Origin of the sequence: Sphingomonas sorbitolis (genome assembly GCF_036663875.1) — a bacterium.
In the GTDB taxonomy this organism is placed as follows: domain Bacteria; phylum Pseudomonadota; class Alphaproteobacteria; order Sphingomonadales; family Sphingomonadaceae; genus Sphingomonas.
Map to the genome: position 1 here is coordinate 553,357 of NZ_JAXOJS010000003.1, position 16,614 is coordinate 569,970.

12 protein-coding genes are annotated in these 16,614 nt (G+C 66.1%); 7 read left to right on the top strand and 5 right to left on the bottom strand.

Features of this window, described 5'->3' with window-relative positions; translation table 11 throughout:
• Window positions 1–45 precede the first annotated feature (45 nt).
• Genes U1763_RS11855 through U1763_RS11865 form a run of 3 tightly spaced genes read right to left on the bottom strand, consistent with a single transcriptional unit; the run spans window position 46 to window position 5,639 of the window.
• Window positions 46–2,154, bottom strand: a complete 2,109-nt coding sequence (locus U1763_RS11855; protein WP_332755362.1) for a S9 family peptidase — start codon at window positions 2,152–2,154, stop codon at window positions 46–48.
• Entirely contained in the window at window positions 2,151–4,226 is a 2,076-nt protein-coding gene (locus tag U1763_RS11860; RefSeq protein ID WP_332755363.1) for a prolyl oligopeptidase family serine peptidase, read from the bottom strand. The genes U1763_RS11855 and U1763_RS11860 overlap by 4 nt, the downstream gene beginning before the upstream one ends.
• Before the next feature lie 42 nt (window positions 4,227–4,268).
• Window positions 4,269–5,639: a cytochrome P450 gene (locus tag U1763_RS11865; RefSeq protein ID WP_332755364.1), complete on the bottom strand. Its 1,371-nt coding sequence runs from the start codon at window positions 5,637–5,639 to the stop codon at window positions 4,269–4,271.
• Window positions 5,640–5,743: 104 nt separating this feature from the next.
• Here U1763_RS11865 and U1763_RS11870 point away from each other — a divergent pair, with 104 nt between their 5' ends.
• Complete coding sequence (locus tag U1763_RS11870) at window positions 5,744–6,523, top strand: SDR family NAD(P)-dependent oxidoreductase (protein WP_132739416.1); 780 nt, start codon at window positions 5,744–5,746, stop codon at window positions 6,521–6,523.
• Between the two features lie 301 nt (window positions 6,524–6,824).
• On the opposite strand, the gene U1763_RS11875 is transcribed toward U1763_RS11870, so the two are convergent.
• On the bottom strand, window positions 6,825–8,444 hold the full coding sequence (locus tag U1763_RS11875; RefSeq protein WP_332755365.1) for a choline dehydrogenase: 1,620 nt from the start codon (window positions 8,442–8,444) through the stop codon (window positions 6,825–6,827).
• A gap of 57 nt (window positions 8,445–8,501) precedes the next feature.
• The gene (locus U1763_RS11880; RefSeq protein WP_332755366.1) at window positions 8,502–9,059 is read right to left on the bottom strand and encodes a TetR/AcrR family transcriptional regulator; all 558 of its coding nucleotides are present in this window, start codon (window positions 9,057–9,059) and stop codon (window positions 8,502–8,504) included.
• 110 nt (window positions 9,060–9,169) lie between these two features.
• Between U1763_RS11880 and U1763_RS11885 the strand changes: the two genes are divergently transcribed.
• From U1763_RS11885 to U1763_RS11910, 6 genes are read left to right on the top strand one after another with little or no spacing between them, the layout of a single operon-like run.
• Entirely contained in the window at window positions 9,170–10,423 is a 1,254-nt protein-coding gene (locus U1763_RS11885) for an acetyl-CoA C-acetyltransferase (RefSeq protein ID WP_332755367.1), read from the top strand.
• A complete protein-coding gene (locus tag U1763_RS11890) occupies window positions 10,423–11,961 on the top strand; it encodes an acyl-CoA synthetase (protein ID WP_332755368.1) in 1,539 nt (512 codons plus the stop codon). Before U1763_RS11885 ends, U1763_RS11890 begins: the two co-directional genes overlap by 1 nt.
• A complete protein-coding gene (locus U1763_RS11895; protein WP_332755369.1) occupies window positions 11,958–13,055 on the top strand; it encodes an acyl-CoA dehydrogenase family protein in 1,098 nt (365 codons plus the stop codon). The genes U1763_RS11890 and U1763_RS11895 overlap by 4 nt, the downstream gene beginning before the upstream one ends.
• A 23-nt stretch (window positions 13,056–13,078) precedes the next feature.
• Entirely contained in the window at window positions 13,079–14,299 is a 1,221-nt protein-coding gene (locus U1763_RS11900) for an acyl-CoA dehydrogenase family protein (protein ID WP_332755370.1), read from the top strand.
• 37 nt (window positions 14,300–14,336) lie between these two features.
• A complete protein-coding gene (locus U1763_RS11905; protein ID WP_332755371.1) occupies window positions 14,337–15,017 on the top strand; it encodes a succinate dehydrogenase/fumarate reductase transmembrane subunit in 681 nt (226 codons plus the stop codon).
• A gap of 55 nt (window positions 15,018–15,072) precedes the next feature.
• Window positions 15,073–16,488 carry a coniferyl aldehyde dehydrogenase gene (locus U1763_RS11910; protein WP_332755372.1) on the top strand — a complete coding sequence of 472 codons (1,416 nt, stop codon included), beginning with the start codon at window positions 15,073–15,075 and terminating at the stop codon, window positions 16,486–16,488.
• Window positions 16,489–16,614 lie beyond the last annotated feature (126 nt).

Sequence of the window (16,614 nt, forward strand, 5' to 3'; positions counted from 1 at the left end):
CGCACCTTCTCGTTTCGATCAGGCACCGCTCCAAGTGCCGGGCCGCTATTTAGCCAGCCCAAGTTGTTGCAGCATGAACGCCTGCCATTCGGAATTCTGGCGATAGCGCTCGAACCGCCCCGACTTGCCGCCATGCCCCGCCTCCATGTTCACCCGGAACAGCAGCGGGTTGGTGTCGGTCTTCATCTCGCGGAGCTTGGCGACCCACTTGGTCGGCTCGTAATATTGGACCTGGCTGTCCCATAGCCCGGTGCCCACATACAGCGCCGGATACGCCTTCGCCTTGACGTTGTCGTACGGCGAATAGCTCAGCATGTAATCGTACGACGCCTTCTGCGCGGGGTTGCCCCATTCGTCATATTCGAACGTCGTCAGCGGGATCGACGCGTCGAGCATCGTCGTCACCACGTCGACGAACGGCACCTGCGCGATGATCAGCTTGTAGTCCGCCGGTGCCATGTTCGCGACGCCGCCCATCAGCAGCCCGCCGGCGCTGCCGCCCATCGCCGCCACGCGGTCCTTCGCCGCGTATTTCTGCGCGACGAGATAGCGGGTGACGTCGATGAAGTCGGTGAAGCTGTTCTTCTTGTTGAGCAGATGCCCGTCGTCATACCAGCCGCGGCCCATCTCCTGCCCGCCGCGGATATGCGCGATCGCGTAGATCACGCCGCGATCGAGCAGGCCGATGCGACCGGGGTCGACGCCCGGATCGCTTGAGATTCCGTAGCTGCCATAGGCGTATTGGAAGAGCGGCGCGGTGCCGTCTCGCTTAGTTCCCTTGGCGTAGACGAGCGACACGGGGATCCGCGTGCCGTCTCGCGCTGGCGCCCAGACGCGTTCGGTGACGTATTTTGCGGGATCGTAACCCGGCACCGGCGCGACCTTCAGCACGCGCCGCTCGCCGGTCTTCGCATTGACCTCGTAGGTGGTCGTCGGGGTGACGAGCGAGCCATAGGTGTAGCGCACCCACGGAGTCGACGTCTCCTGGTTGACGTCGAGCGACATGCGATAGGCAGGTTCGTCGGCGGTCACGGCGGTCGACTTGCCCGCATCGTTGAGCACCCGGATCATGCGGTTGCCGCCCTCGCGCTGGTCGATCGCGACGAATCCGTCGAACGGCTTGAAGCCTTCGATGAAGACGGTGTCGCTGGCGGGCGTCAGGTCGTGCCATGCGGCGGTGCCCTTCGCCAGATCGGCGTCGGCGACGGTGACGAGCTTGTAGTTCTTCGCGTCCTTGTTGGTGCGGATGATCCAGCGGTTGCCGATATGATCCGCGCCGTAACGAAACTCGCGCGCACGCGGTGCGACGATCGTGAAGCTGGTCGGTGCAGCAGCCGGTGCGCAGCGTTGCTCGTCGCTGACCGTGCTGCCGACGCCGATGCAGACGAACTTGTCATCGGAGGTGCGCGAGACCTCCATCGAATAGGTGTCGTCCTTCTCCTCGTAGAGCAGACGGTCGCTGGCGACCGGCGTGCCAAGGACATGCGCCTTCACGCGGTAGCCGCGCAGTGTGACGGGGTCCTTCTCGACGTACAGCAACGTCTTGTTGTCGTCCGCCCAGACGACGTTCGGCTCGATGTTCGACAGCGTGTCGGCGATCGTCGCGCCGGTCGCGAGGTCCTTCACCTTGAGGACATATTGGCGACGGCCGACGGTGTCTTCGGCCCAGGCGACGCGGGCGTTGTCGGGGCTTACCGCCCAGTCGCTCAGCGCGAAGAAGCTATGGCCCTTCGCCATCGCCGGTTCGTCGAACAGCGTTTCGGCAGGCACGGTACGGCTGCCCTTGCGACGCTCCAGGATCGGGTAATCCGCGCCCGTCTGGAACCGCGAACCGTAATAATAGCCGTTCTTCGCATACGGGACCGAGCTGTCGTCCTGCTTGATATGCGAGACGGTCTCTTCGTAGAGCTTGGCCTGAAGCGGCTTCAGCGACGCGAGTTGCGCATCGGCGTACGCATTCTCCGCAGCGAGATAGGCGAGCATCTCGGGGTTTTTCCGCGTATCGTCGCGCAGCCAGTAATAATCATCCTCGCGCGCGCCGTTGGGCGACGTCACCTGGAACGGCTTCTTCGCCACGCGCGGGGGCTGGACCTGCGCGACCGCCGCCGTCGAGACCAGCGCCACGCCGGCGAGCATCATGTACCGTATCGTCATTGTGCTGCTCCCTGCGCCGGTGCCGTCGCTAGCGCCGGCTTCCGATATCGATCGAACCAGGCGATGATCGCGGATGCCTTCGCTGCGGACTGCGACGGACGGGAGGCGATACCACCGTGGCTCGCGCCCGGCACCTTCACCAGCGCGGTGGGGACGCCGCGAATCTGGAGTGCCGCATAATATTGCTCGGACTCGCTGACCGGCGTCCGGTAATCGTCTCCGCCGACCACCACCAATGTCGGCGTCTTGACGTTGCCGACCAGGCTCAGCGGCGATCGGTTCCAATAGCTCATCGGATCCTCCCACGGCAGCTTGGTGAACCAGTAGCGCGAGGTGAACAGCGTGTTGTCCATCGTCAGCGCCTCGCTGATCCAGTTGATTACCGGCTTCTGTGTTGCGGCGGCCTTGAACCGGTCGGTCTTGCCGACGATCCACGCGGTCAGCAGCCCGCCGCCCGAACCGCCGGTCACGAACAGATTGTCGGGATCGGCAGTGCCCTCCGCGATCGCCGCGTCGACCGAGGCGATCAGGTCGTCATAGTCCGCAGCGGGATAGGTCTTGTCGATCAGGTTGGCGAACTCGGCGCCGTAGGAGGTCGAGCCGCGCGGGTTGGTCCACAGCACCGCATAGCCGGCGGCGGCGTAAAGCTGAATGTCGGTGGCGAAACCGGGGCCATAGGCGGCATTCGGGCCGCCGTGGATCTCGAGGATCAGCGGCACGCGCTGCCCTGCCACGCGGCCCGGTGGCGTTGCGAGCCATGCGTCGATCGGGCGACCATCGGGCGCAATCACCGCGATCTTCCGCACCGGCGCGAGCGCCTTCGATCCGGTCAGCACCGCGTTGAGCGTCGTCAGCCGGCGCGGCTTGCCGCCCGCCAGCACCCAGACGTCCGCGGGCGTGCTCGCATCGCCGCCGGTATAGGCGATCGTGCCGCCCTTCGAGACCGAGAACTCGCCGCCGGTATAGGGCCGGTCGAGACCGCCGCCCGCGACATTGTCGATCAACGGCGTGACGCGACCGTCGACACCGATGCGCGCAACACGGCGCTGGCCGTGGTCGTCATAGCTTGCATACAGGCTGCGGCCATCGGCGGACCACACCGCGTCGTCGATCGCGCGGTCGAGCGTGGCGGTCAGCGAGCGCGGCGAGGCGGCGTCGCGGTCGCCGACATAGAGCTGCGTGTTCTCATAGCTGCGGCGTTTGTCGTCGAAGCCGAGCCACGCGATCTTCGCGCCGTCCGGCGACACCCGCGGCTGCGCATCGGGACCGTCGCGCGTCGTCAGCGTTCGCATCGTGCCGCTCGTCGCATCGACCGCGATCACGTCGGAGTTCATCACCTGGCGATCGGCCGCCGGCCCCCGGATTGCGGCGAAGACAATGCTGCGGCCGTCTGGCGTCCATGACAGGGGGCCGCCATCGTCGAACTTGCCGTATGTGAGTTGCCGCGCGGCGCCGCCGTCCGCGCCGACCACGAAGAGATGGTCGTAGCCCGGCTTCACATAACCCGGCCCGTCGTTGCGGTAGTTCACGCGGTCGATGATCGTCAGCGGCTCGGCCCATTTCGCGCCCTCGGGCTTGGGCGGTTGCGTACCGAGCTTAGTGCCCTCGCCCGCTACAGTGGCGATGTAGGCGAGCTTCGTGCCGTCCGGCGACCAGGCGAGCGCCTGCGGATCGCCGGGGAAGCTCGTAATCCGGGCGCTCTGCGCGCCGCCGACCCAGCGGACGAACAGCTGCGACCCCTCGCCGTCGCGCGCGGCATAGGCGATCCTTGCCCCGTCGGGCGACCAGCGCGGGCTGCTGCCGTCGGTGGCGAACGGCGTCTGGCGGCCGCTCGCGACGTCGATCAGCCAGAGCGACGATTGCATCTTGTCGGTCATCACGTCGCCGGTGCGGCGGACATAGACGATCGTCTTGCCGTCCGGGCTGATCTGCGGATCAGCCGCGATCGTCAGACCGAACAGGTCGCTGCCGGTGAAGCTGCGGGTCGGGCCATCGGCGACCGGCGCGACTGGCTGTTGCTGGGCAAGGGCCGGCGTCGCCGCGAGCAGGAGGAGAGCAAGGGTCAAGCGCAACGAACGGCTCCTTCGAATGAACCGCGCGAAGATGACACACTATTACGAGGTGGCAAGCGGTACGAACGTCACCGGCAAACCATCCTTCGGGCGTGGGATCGGGAAGACCTGCCACGCATCGCCGCTGCCCGCCGCCGCCTCGATCCGGTAGCGCGTGAGCAGATGCGCGATCAGCAGCCGCATCTGCATCGTCGCGAAATGCAGCCCGATGCACATGTGTGCGCCGCCGCCGAACGGCACCCACGCGAACCGGTGGCGGCCCTTCGACGCTTTGGGCGTGAAGCGGAGCGGGTCGAACTTGTCGGGATCGGGCCAATGCTCGGCCATCCGGTGGGTATAGGTGATACCGGTGTTCACGCTCGTGCCCGCCGGGATATCGAACCCGCCGAAGCTGAAATCCTTCAGCGCGCGCCGCGGGATCGACGGGACGGGCGGCATCATCCGCAGCGATTCCTTGAACGCGTATTCGGTGAGGACGAGGCGATCTAGTTGCTCGGTCAGCGGCAGCGCCGTATCCAGCGCGGCGACTTCCTCGCGCAGCCGCTCCTGCCACTCGGGGTTGCGCGCGAGTAGCATGACAAGGCTCGTCGCAGAAGAGGTGATCGTGTCGTGCGCCGCCATCATCAGGAAATTCATGTGGTCGGCGATCGCCAGCGCAGACAGCGGCGCACCGTCGTCGTCGGTCGCGCGGCAGAATTGCGAGAAGAAATCCTGGCCGTCGCCGGTCCGCCGCGCGGGGATTTCACGCTCGAAGAAGTCGACCAGATACGCGCGCGCCTTCACCCCCTTGCGCATCTGCGTGCCGGGCCAGGGTTTGCGGATCGGCGAGACGCTCGCCTGCACCTCGTCGACGAACGCCTGGTTAATCCGGTCCGCCTCCGCGCCGAGCGGCACGCCGAGGAAGCTGGTCGCGGCGAGATCGAGCGTGAGCTTTTTCACCACATCATAGAAGCGCAAGGTCTGCCCGGCCCAGCCACCGATTGCGGCCTCGATTCCCGTATCGAGCTCGGTCGCATAATGCCGCATCGGCTCGGGCTTGAACGCGACCGACAGCGTCTTCCGGTCGGCGCGATGCTTGTCGAAATCCATCAGCATCAGGCCGCGCGGGAACAGCAGGTTGAGCACCGGTCCCCAGCCCTGTTCGGACGAGAAGATCTTGTCGCGGTCGAACAGCACCAGCTCGTTCGCATCGGGGCCGAGCAGGTTGACGCCGGTGCCGCCGAGCGCGCGATTGCGATACACCGGGCCATACCGCGCCGCCATGTATTCGGAAAACGCGATCGGATCGGCGAGCAGTTTGAAGGTGTTGCCGACGAACGGCAGGCCGTAATTGCCGGGGATATGATCGAGCGCGCCTTTACGCTGACGCGGGAGCCAGTGCGCGCTGGCGTTCTGCAACATGGCGTGGCTCATCGACGGATCCTCAGCGACATGCCGGCTTGGCAAGCCTCGAATACCGGCATAACTAATGTTCTGCAACCGGGACGCGGATCTCGGGGCTTTGACAGGAGAGATGCATGGACCTCGCAAACAGTGCTGCCGTGGTGACCGGCGGCGCGTCGGGATTGGGCGCGGCAACCGCGCGCGCGCTGGCCGCCAAGGGCGCGAAAGTGGCGATCTTCGACCTCCAGGCGGACAAGGGCGAAGCGCTCGCGGCGGAGATCGGCGGGGTGTTCTGCAAGGTCGACGTGACCTCGGACGACAGCGTGGACGCCGGGTTCGCAGCGGCGCGCACGGCGCACGGTCAGGAGCGGATCCTGGTCAATTGCGCAGGCACGGGGAATGCGGCGAAGACGGCGGGGCGATCGAAGCAGGACGGCTCGATCAAGCATTTCCCGCTCGATGCGTTCGACCGGATCATCCAGATCAACCTCGTCGGCACGTTCCGGTGTCTCGCCAAGTCGGCGGCGGGAATGTTGACACTGGAGCCCGGTGAGGACGGCGAGCGTGGGGCGATCGTTAATACCGCGAGTGCTGCGGCGGAGGACGGCCAGATGGGGCAAGCTGCCTATTCAGCGTCGAAGGCGGGCGTGGTTGGCATGACCTTACCGATCGCGCGCGACCTTATGAGCGAGGGAATCCGAGTGAACACGATCCTGCCGGGGATCTTCGACACGCCGTTGCTGGCCGCCGCGCCGCAACAGGTGCGCGATGCGCTGGCCGCGTCGGTGCCGTTTCCTAAGCGCTTGGGGCGGCCGGAGGAGTTCGCGGCGCTCGCGCTGACGATGATCGAGTGCGGGTATTTCAATGGGGAGGATGTGCGGCTGGACGGCGCGATCCGGATGGCGCCTCGGTAACGCCCCTTTCTCTCGTCATCCTGACGAAAGTCAGGACCCAGGATCACAGGCGGTGTCGTCCGTGGCTCTGGGTCCTGACTTTCGTCAGGATGACGGGAAATTGGGGGATGGCGCACGATGGCGAAAAATTCCCCGCGCATCGAACCATTCCCCCACCCCGGCGGAGGCCGGGGCCCAATTGGGGGACGTCGGTAACTGAGGTCCGTGCTTCGTTACTGCGACCTTTCCAATTGGGCCCCGGCCTCCGCCGGGGTGGTATCTTTTGAGCGGAGGTATTGCTCGGTGTCGCGGAACCGGACGCTTAAGCCGCCCGCGCCAATTGCCGTCCCTTGATCATATCCGCCGCCTTCTCCGCGATCATGATCGTCGGCGCGTTGGTGTTCGACCCGATCAGCGTCGGCATCACCGAGGCGTCCACCACCCTCAGACCCTGCAACCCGCGGACCGCCAAAGTCGCATCGACCACCGCCAGCTTGTCGTCCGCGGTGCCCATCTTGCACGTCCCGACCGGATGGTAGATCGTTTCGGCCGTCCGCCGCACCCAGGCGTCGATCTCGTCGTCGGTCCGCACGTCTTCGCCCGGCGACAGCTCCCCCGCCCGGTACGGATCGAGCGCCGCCTGCCGAGCGACCTCACGACCGATCCCGACACACGCTCGCATCACCCGCCGATCCTCCGCCGTCGCCAGATAGTTCGCGACGATCACCGGATCGGCAAACGGATCGGCCGAGCGCAGCCCGATCCGCCCGCGGCTTTCCGGCCGCAACTGGCACAAGTGCAACGTGAAGCCATCCTCGGTCGCCTTCACCTTGCCGTGCTCCTGCATGATCGCGAGCACCGCGTGGATCTGCACGTCGGGCCGCGACAGCCCCTCGCGCGACGACACGAACGCGCCTGCCTCGAGGAACTGCTGCCGCCCCGCGCCCTTGCCGCGCAACAGGTAATTGAGGCCGACGCCGATCATCCCGACGCCCTTGGTCATCGCATAGCCGGTGCGCAGCCCGCGCGACTTCCAGTTCATCACGACGTCGAGATGATCCTGCAAATTCTTCCCGACACCCGGCAGCGCATGCACCACGCCTACCCCTGCCGCGGTCAGCCGATCCGGATCGCCGATCCCCGACAACTGGAGGATGTGCGGCGACTGCACTGCCCCCGCGCACAACAGCACTTCACGCGCCGCGGTCACCGACTCCGCCCGTGCCCCCTTGTCGAGCACATAATCGACACCGACCGCACGCCCCTTGTCGATCCGGATCCGCGTCGTCCGCGCGCCCGTGACACAGGTCAGGTTGCGCCGCGACAGTACCGGCCGCAGATACGCCGCTGCGGTGCTCCAGCGCTTCCCGTCCGCGACGGTCAGGTCGTAGCGCCCGAAGCCCTCCTGGCTCGCGCCGTTAAAATCCTCGGTCACCGGATAGCCCGCCTGCCGCCCGGCCTCGACCAGCGCGTCGTAGAACGGGCTGTCGGACTCGCCGCCCGAGATCGTCAGCGGCCCGCCGCCGCCGTGCAGGGCGCACTCGCCGCGATGATGCCCCTCGAGCCGCTTGAAATAGGGAAGCACGTCGTCGAACGACCAACCGGGCAAGCCCATCTGCCGCCACTCGTCGTAATCCTGCGGGTGCCCCCGCGTGTAGATCATGCCGTTGATCGACGAACTACCGCCCAGCCCCTTGCCGCGCGGCCACCACAGCCGACGGTTGTCGAGATGCGGCTCGGGCTCGGTCGAGAAGCCCCAGTTGCTCGCATTCTTGCTCTTGATGAGTTCGCCGACGCCCGCGGGCATTCGCACCAGCACACCGTCGTTGCGCCCGCCCGCCTCGAGCAGCAGCACGCTAACATCGGGGTCCTCGGTCAGCCGCGCGGCGAGCACACAGCCGGCCGAGCCCGCGCCGATAATCACGTAGTCATACGTCTGCATGCCCGCATCCTCTTGTTCACGCTCCACTTTTTTACGGAGTCGCGTCAGTTCGCTACGCTAGCGCTCGCACAGCAGGGTCAGCAATCCCTCACGCAACACGCTACGCTCGATCTCTTCGGCCGCAGCGACCTGGCTAAGCCCGATTGCCAAGAGCGCGTAACCCCGAATCCCTGCCTCAACCGGCTCGAACCCATGTGCCACGAGTTGCTCGACGAGGAACGCCATTACCTTGTCGTCATGCTCGCGGATCGCCGCCGCCACCCGCGCGTCGCTTTTCGCCCAGGCCCGCATCGCCAAGGCCAGCTGGGCCATGTCGTGGTCGCGAACATGATCCGCGAATGCCCGAATGCGCTCGACCGGTGGAAGCTCCGACGCGGACAGCGTGACGATCAACGGATCGATATGCGATTCGACGAAATACCCCGCGAGCGCCGCGTGATATCCATCGAAGTCTTTGAAATGATGATAGAAGCTTCCCGTCGACGCACCGAGCGCCTGCGCCAGGCCGCGGAGTTTTAGCGCACGCAGCCCGCCGTCCTTCAGCAACTGCAGGCCAATTTCCAACCAGTCGCGCGGCGCCAGATCAGCGCGTGGTGCCGCCCCGTCTTCCAACAATACCCTGCTTGACAAGCCATTCCCCATAACGAATGTTACGTCGTACCGAAGCCGGACGCAATCCGGCTCAGGCACCACGACCGAACCGGCGGGTGCAACAGGAGAGCGATGTGGCCGAGGCACTGATCATCGACGCCGTCCGTACCCCGCGCGGTATCGGCAAGACCGGCAAGGGCGCGCTTGCGCACATGCACCCCCAACATCTCGCCGCGACCGTTCTGAAGGCGATTGCCGAGCGAAACAAGCTGGATACCGCCGATGTCGACGACATCATCTGGTCGACCTCGACCCAGCGCGGCGAACAGAGCGGCGATCTTGGGCGGATGGCGGCGCTCGACGCGGGCTATAACGTCAAGGCGAGCGGGACGACGCTCGACCGGTTCTGCGGCGGCGGGATCACGGCGGTGAACTTCGCCGCGGCGCAGATCATGAGCGGGATGGAAGACCTCGTGATCGCCGGCGGGACCGAGATGATGTCGCTGACCACGACGATGATGGAGGACGACATGGCGGCGGGGAAGCGGCCGCTCGGGATCGGTTCGGGCAACGCGAGGCTCGACGCGGCGCATCCGCAATCGAACCAGGGCATCTGCGCCGACGCGATCGCCAGTATCGAGGGGATCGACCGCGAGACGCTCGAAGCGCTCGGGCTGGAAAGCCAGCGCCGCGCCGCGGTGGCGATCGCCGAAGGGCGGTTCGATCGCAGCCTCGTGCCGGTCACCGACGATACCGGCGCGCTTGTGCTCGAAAAGGACGAATACCCACGACCCGATACGACCGCCGAGGGCCTCGCGGCGTTGCGCCCTTCGTTTGCCGGGATTGCCGACATTCCGCTCGACGAGAAGGGCACGACGTATCGCAAGCAGATCAACCGCCGCTATCCCGACGTCGATATCAAGCACGTCCATCATGCCGGCAATTCGTCGGGCGTGGTCGATGGCGCCGCCGCGGTGCTGCTCGCGAGTGCCGACTATGCCGCCAAGCACGGTCTTAAACCCCGCGCGCGGATCGTCGCGATGGCGAACATGGGCGACGACCCGACGCTGATGCTCAACGCCCCCGTTCCCGCCGCGCGAAAAGTGCTGGCGAAGGCCGGGCTCACCGTCGACGACATCGACCTGTGGGAAATCAACGAGGCGTTCGCGGTGGTCGCCGAGAAGTTCATCCGCGACCTGAAGCTCGACCGCGACAAGGTGAACGTCAATGGCGGCTCGATCGCGCTCGGCCATCCGATCGGCGCGACCGGGGCGATCCTGATCGGCACGATATTGGACGAGCTCGAACGCCGCGACCTGAAGCGCGGGCTCGTGACGATGTGCGCGGGCGGCGGGATGGCGCCGGCGATCATCATCGAGCGCGTCTGATGCACCCCGTCGCGCACGCGCTGACGACGCCCGATAAACCCGCCTACATCATGGCGGCGACGGGCGAGACGGTGACGTATCGCGACTTTGACGCCCGGGCTAATCAGGGCGCGCATCTGCTCCGGTCGCTGGGGCTGAAGCGTGGCGACGGGATCGCAGTGCTGATGGACAATTCGCCGCGCTATCTGGAGGTGATGTGGGCAGCCGAGCGGACCGGCGTGTATTGCACCTGCCTGTCCTCGAAACTCACCGCGACCGAGGCGGCGTACATCATCCGCGACGGCGATTGCCGGGTTCTGATCGCGAGCAAGGGTTGTGCGGAGGTTGCTGTGGTGCTGGTGCCGATGCTTGACGACGTGCGGCGCTACGTCGTCGACGGCGCGATCGACGGGTACGCGGCGTACGAAGCCGCGCGCGACGCGAAGCCGGCCACGCCCATTGCCGATCCGTCTCCCGGCGGAATCCTGCTCTATTCGTCGGGCACCACGGGCAAGCCCAAGGGCGTCAAGCACGCGCTGTCCGACGAGCCGTTCGGGACCAACGTCTCGCCGCTCGTGATGCTCGGCAAGGGGTTGTACGGGTTCACGCCTGGGATGGTCTATCTGTCGCCTGCGCCGCTCTATCACGCGGCGCCGCTGCGCTGGTCGATGGCGGTGCATCAGGTCGGCGGCACCGTCGTCGTGATGGAGCATTTCGACCCCGAGGCCGCGCTGGCCGCGATCGAGCGCTATCACATCACGCATGCGCAATGGGTGCCGACGCACTTCATCCGCCTGCTCAAACTGCCGCCAGACGTCCGCGCCCGCTACGACGTATCGTCTCTCAAAGCCGTCTGGCACGCCTCTGCGCCCTGCCCGCTCCCGGTCAAGCAGGCGATGATCGACTGGTGGGGGCCGATCATCGGCGAATATTACGCGGGTACCGAAGGCAATGGGTTCTGCGCGATCTCCAGCGCGGAATGGCTGGCGCATAAGGGCTCGGTCGGCCGCAACCTGACCGCGCAGACGATGATCTGCGACGAGGACGGCAATGCACTGCCACCGCGCACCGAAGGCGACGTCTATTTCGCGGGCGGCGGGGCGTTCGAATATCACAACGATCCCGCCAAAACCGCGGAGGCCGCTAACGCGCACGGCTGGACCACGCTCGGCGACGTCGGCTGGCTGGACGAGGAGGGCTATCTCTACCTCACCGACCGCAAGAGCTTCATGATCATCTCGGGCGGCGTGAACATCTATCCGGCCGAGATCGAGAACCTGCTCGTCACCCACCCGAAGGTCGCCGACGTCGCGGTGATCGGCGCGCCGGACGATGAAATGGGCGAGCAGGTGGTGGCAATCATCTGCCCCGCCGACCCGTCCGAGGATCGCGTGCAACTCGCCGCCGAACTCAGCGCCTTCGCCCGCGCGAACCTCAGCCACGTCAAGGCGCCGCGCCGGATCGACTTTCGCGAGACGCTGCCGCGGCACGAGACGGGCAAGCTCTACAAGCGCCTGCTCCGCGACGAATATTGGGCGCAAGCCAGGGAGTCCGCATGAACTTCGATTATTCCGACGACCAGAAATTCCTCAAGGACGAAGCGCGCAAGTTCCTGACGGCGCATTGCGGCAGCGATCGCGTCCGCGCCGTGCTCGACGATCCCGCCAAGGCGCATGACGTCGACCTCTGGAAGGCGGTCGGCGCCCAAGGGTGGCTCGGCGCGGCGATCCCCGAGGAATTCGGTGGACTGGGCCTCGGCCACATCGAACTTTGCGCGATCGCAGAGGAGCTGGGGCGGGCCTGCGCGCCGATCCCGTTCGCCTCGACCGTCTATTTCGTCGCCGAAGCTCTGATGCTGTACGGCAGCGACACCCAGAAAGTCCGATGGCTCCCAAGGATCGCGGCGGGCGACGTCATCGGCGCGTTCGCCACCTCCGAAGGCGTCGGCCCGGTTACCGCACGCTCAATCCGCACCACCGTTTCCGGCGGCAAGCTCACCGGCGAGAAGATCCCCGTCACCGACGGCGACGTCGCCGACCTGATCGTCGTTCTCGCGCGCGACGGCCTCTACCTCGTCGAGCAGGGCGCAGGCGTCACCGCGGGAGTCCTCGAAACGCTCGACCCGACGCGCAGTGCCGCCCGCCTCACCTTCACCGACGCGCCTTGCGAAAAGCTCGGCACCGACGACGGCATCGCCGCGATGCAGGCGGTGTTCGATCGCGCCGCCGTCCTCCTCGCATTCGAACAACTGGGCGGCGCGGATCGCTGTCTCGAGATGGCGAAGGGGTACGCGCTCGATCGCTACGCGTTCGGCCGACAGATCGGCGGCTATCAGGCGATCAAGCACAAGCTCGCCGACATGTATGTGAAGAACGAACTCGCGCGCTCGAACGCCTACTACGGCGCATGGGCGCTGAACGCGGGCGCCGCCGAACTCCCGCTCGCCGCCGCCACCGCGCGCGTCGCTGCGTCCGACGCCTATTGGTTCGCGTCGAAGGAGAATATCCAGACGCATGGCGGGATGGGCTTCACTTGGGAGTCCGACTGCCACCTCTATTACCGCCGCTCGCGCCAGCTCGCGCTCGTCGCCGGCAGCCCCGCGGCGTGGCGCGAACGCCTCGTCGGCCAACTCGAAATGCGCAACGCCGCCTAGTTGGGCCGCCTGAAAGGACGAGCATGGACTTCAAGGACAGCGACGCCGAAGCCACGTATCGCGCCGCCGCGCGCGCCTGGCTTGACGCGAACATCGCCGAGCATGATGCCGGCCATTACCCCGACGACATGGCCAAGGCGAAGGCGTGGCAGGCGCGCAAGGCAGCCGGCGGCTATGCGTGCATCACCTGGCCGCAGGAATGGGGTGGCGGCGGCGGCACCCCGATCGAAAGCGTCATCTTCGGGCAGGAAGAGGCGCGCCACGCGGTCGACGGCAGCTATTTCACGATCGGGCTCGGCATGTGCGTGCCGACCGTGATGGCCTATGCCGACGACGCGACCAAGCGGCGGTTCGTCGGCCCCGCGGTGCGCGGCGACGAAATCTGGTCGCAGCTCTTTTCCGAACCCGCCGGTGGCTCCGATGTCGCGGCGATCCGGACGCGCGCCGTCCGCGCCAAAAACGAGAATGGGAGCGACGATTGGGTGATCAACGGCCAGAAGGTCTGGACCTCGGGCGCGCATTACAGCGACTACGGGATCGTCCTGGTCCGCACCAACGCCGACGTGCCCAAGCACCAGGGCCTGACGATGTTCTGGCTCGACCTGAAGGCGCCGGGGATCGAGATCCGCCCAATCCACCAGATGTCCGGCGGGTCGAGCTTCAACGAAGTCTGGTTCGAGGACGTCCGGATTGCCGACGCGCAACGCCTCGGACCCGTAGACGGCGGTTGGAAGGTCGCGCTGTTCACGCTGATGAACGAACGCCTCGCGATCGGCACGAGCGGCGGCGTCGGTCCCGAGGACATCCTCGCGTTTGCCGCCGAGACCAATGGCGCAGACGGCCCGCTGTTGAAGGACGCCGCGTTCCGCCAGACGCTCGCCGACTGGTGGGTGCAATCCGAAGGACTGCGCAACACGCGGATGCGGACGATCACCGCGCTGTCGAAGGGCCAGGTCCCCGGCCCCGAAAGCTCGATCGGCAAGATCGTCGCCGCCAACCAGTTGCAGGCGATCGGCAACACCGCGCTCGAGGCCGGCGATCAATACGGCATCATATCCGACCCCGCACTGACCCCGCTCAAAGGCGCGTTCCACGCCGCGACGATGTGGGCGCCCGGCCTGCGCATCGCCGGCGGCACCGACGAGATCCTCAAGAACATCATCGCCGAACGCGTCCTCGGCCTCCCCGGCGAAATCCGCGTCGATAAGGACCAGGCGTTCCGCGATCTGCCGGTGGGGGCGTGAAAATCGGCGGTTGCGCCATAGACTTCGATCATCGTCGATGACCGACGATCATCCCGTCATCATGCCTGATAACGGGAACGATCGAACGACGCCCCACCCATACAAGTCAACGCTTCGCGTCGCGCATCGAACGTCCGGCGTGGTGTTGCTGACGTTTGCCGCCCTGCACATGGCTAATCACTTGGTGGGCCTGCAGGGTCAGGCCGACCATATCGCGTTCATGGCTGCGATCCGCCCCGTCTATCGCAACCCGGTCGTCGAGCCGATCCTTCTCACGCTGATCATAGTCCAGGTGTTGAGTGGTATCACGCTCGTCATTCGCGGCTGGCGCGGAAGAACGGGCATCGCGGCTTGGCTTCAGGCCATCTCCGGTCTGTACCTGTCGGCGTTTCTGCTCAATCATGTCGCCTCCATCCTCTACGGGCGGATCGCGCTCGCGCTCGACACCGATTTTAGGTTCGCTGCGGCAGGCTTTCATGTCGCCGGATTCTACTGGTTTTTTGCGCCCTATTACCTGCTCGCGATCACCGCGCTTTTCACGCATCTGGGGTGCGCGGCCTATTGGCTGACGTACGCCCGAAGCCAACGGTTGGGAGTCGGCCTGTTGGCGGCTTTCTGTAGTCTCGGCGTCGTCTTCGGCGCGTTTGTAATCGCGGCCTTGTCCGGCTTGCTGTACGCGGTCGATATCCCGACGGCGTACCTCAGGACATATCAATAGCATCATCAATCATGCGCTCGAATGCCTGAAAACTCCCCATTCCTAGGATGCCCCGATGACCGACATGCACACCATCCTGACCACCCAGCGCGAAGCGTTCATGGCCGAGATGCCGGTCACCAAGGCGGTCCGTCTCGACCGACTCAAGCGTGCGGCGGCGATGGTGCGCGATAACGCGGCGCGGTTCTGCGACGCCGTGTCGGAGGATTTCGGGCACCGCAGCCGCGAGCAGACGATGATGACCGATATCGGCGCGTCGCTCGCGCCGATCGCGCATGCCGCCAAGCATCTCGACCGCTGGATGAAGCGCGACCGCCGTCCGGTCCAGTTCCCGCTCGGCCTGCTCGGCGCGAAGGCGTGGGTCGAATACCAGCCCAAGGGCGTGATCGGCATCATCGCGCCGTGGAATTTCCCCGTGAACCTGCTGATCGGGCCGCTCGCGGGCGTGTTCGCCGCGGGCAATCGCGCGATGGCGAAGACGAGTGAATACACCCCCGCCACCGCGGCGCTGTTCGAGGAGATCGCCCCCAAGTATTTCGCGCAGGACGAACTCGCGATCGTCTCGGGCGATGCGGAGGTCGGCAAGGCGTTTTCCGCGCTCCCGTTCGACCACCTCATCTTCACCGGCGCGACCGCGATCGGCCGCCACATCCTCCACGCCGCCGCCGACAATTTGACCCCCGTAACGCTCGAACTCGGCGGCAAGTCCCCCGTCATCCTTGGTGCATCGGCGGATATCGCGAAGGCGACCGAACGCGTGACGCTCGGTAAGATGATGAACGCGGGCCAGATCTGCCTCGCGCCCGACTATATGCTCGTCCCCTCGGCGGATGAGGCCAAGGTCGTCGACGGCATCAAGGCCGCCGCCAGCGCGATGTACCCGACGCTGCTCGCCAACGCCGACTACACCTCGGTGGTCAACGATCGCCACCACCAGCGTCTCACCGACTGGATCGCCGACGCCCGTGCGAAGGGTGCGACGGTCGAGGTCGTGAACCCCGCCAACGAGGATTTCGGCGCCGCCAACTCGCGGAAAATGCCGCTGCACATCGTCCGCGACGCGACCGACGACATGATCGTGATGCAGGAGGAGATCTTCGGCCCGGTCCTGCCGATCCGCCGCTACGACGGGATCGACGACGCGATCGCGCAGGTGAACCGCCGCGACCGGCCGCTAGGGCTCTATTATTTCGGCAGCGACGAGGCGGAACGCCGCCGCGTGCTCGACCGCACCATCTCGGGCGGGGTGACGCTCGACGACGTGATCTTCCACATCTCGATGGAGGACCTCCCCTTCGGCGGCAGCGGCCCATCGGGGATGGGGGCGTATCACGGCATCGACGGCTTCCGCACCTTCAGCCACGCGCGCGCCGTCTTCAAGCAATCGCGGCTCGATGTCGCCAAGCTCGCCGGGTTGAAGCCGCCTTACGGCGCGGCGGCGGCCAAGACGATCGCGCGCATGATCCGCTGAGTATCCTTTTCGAATAAGCAAGCCTGCTTCCCCGTGAAGGCGGGGATCCAGACCGGGCTCCGCCTTTGCGGGAAAACAGGGCGCGGGGCCGTCGATTTTACAGACCTTGGAGGCCGGACCGTGTCC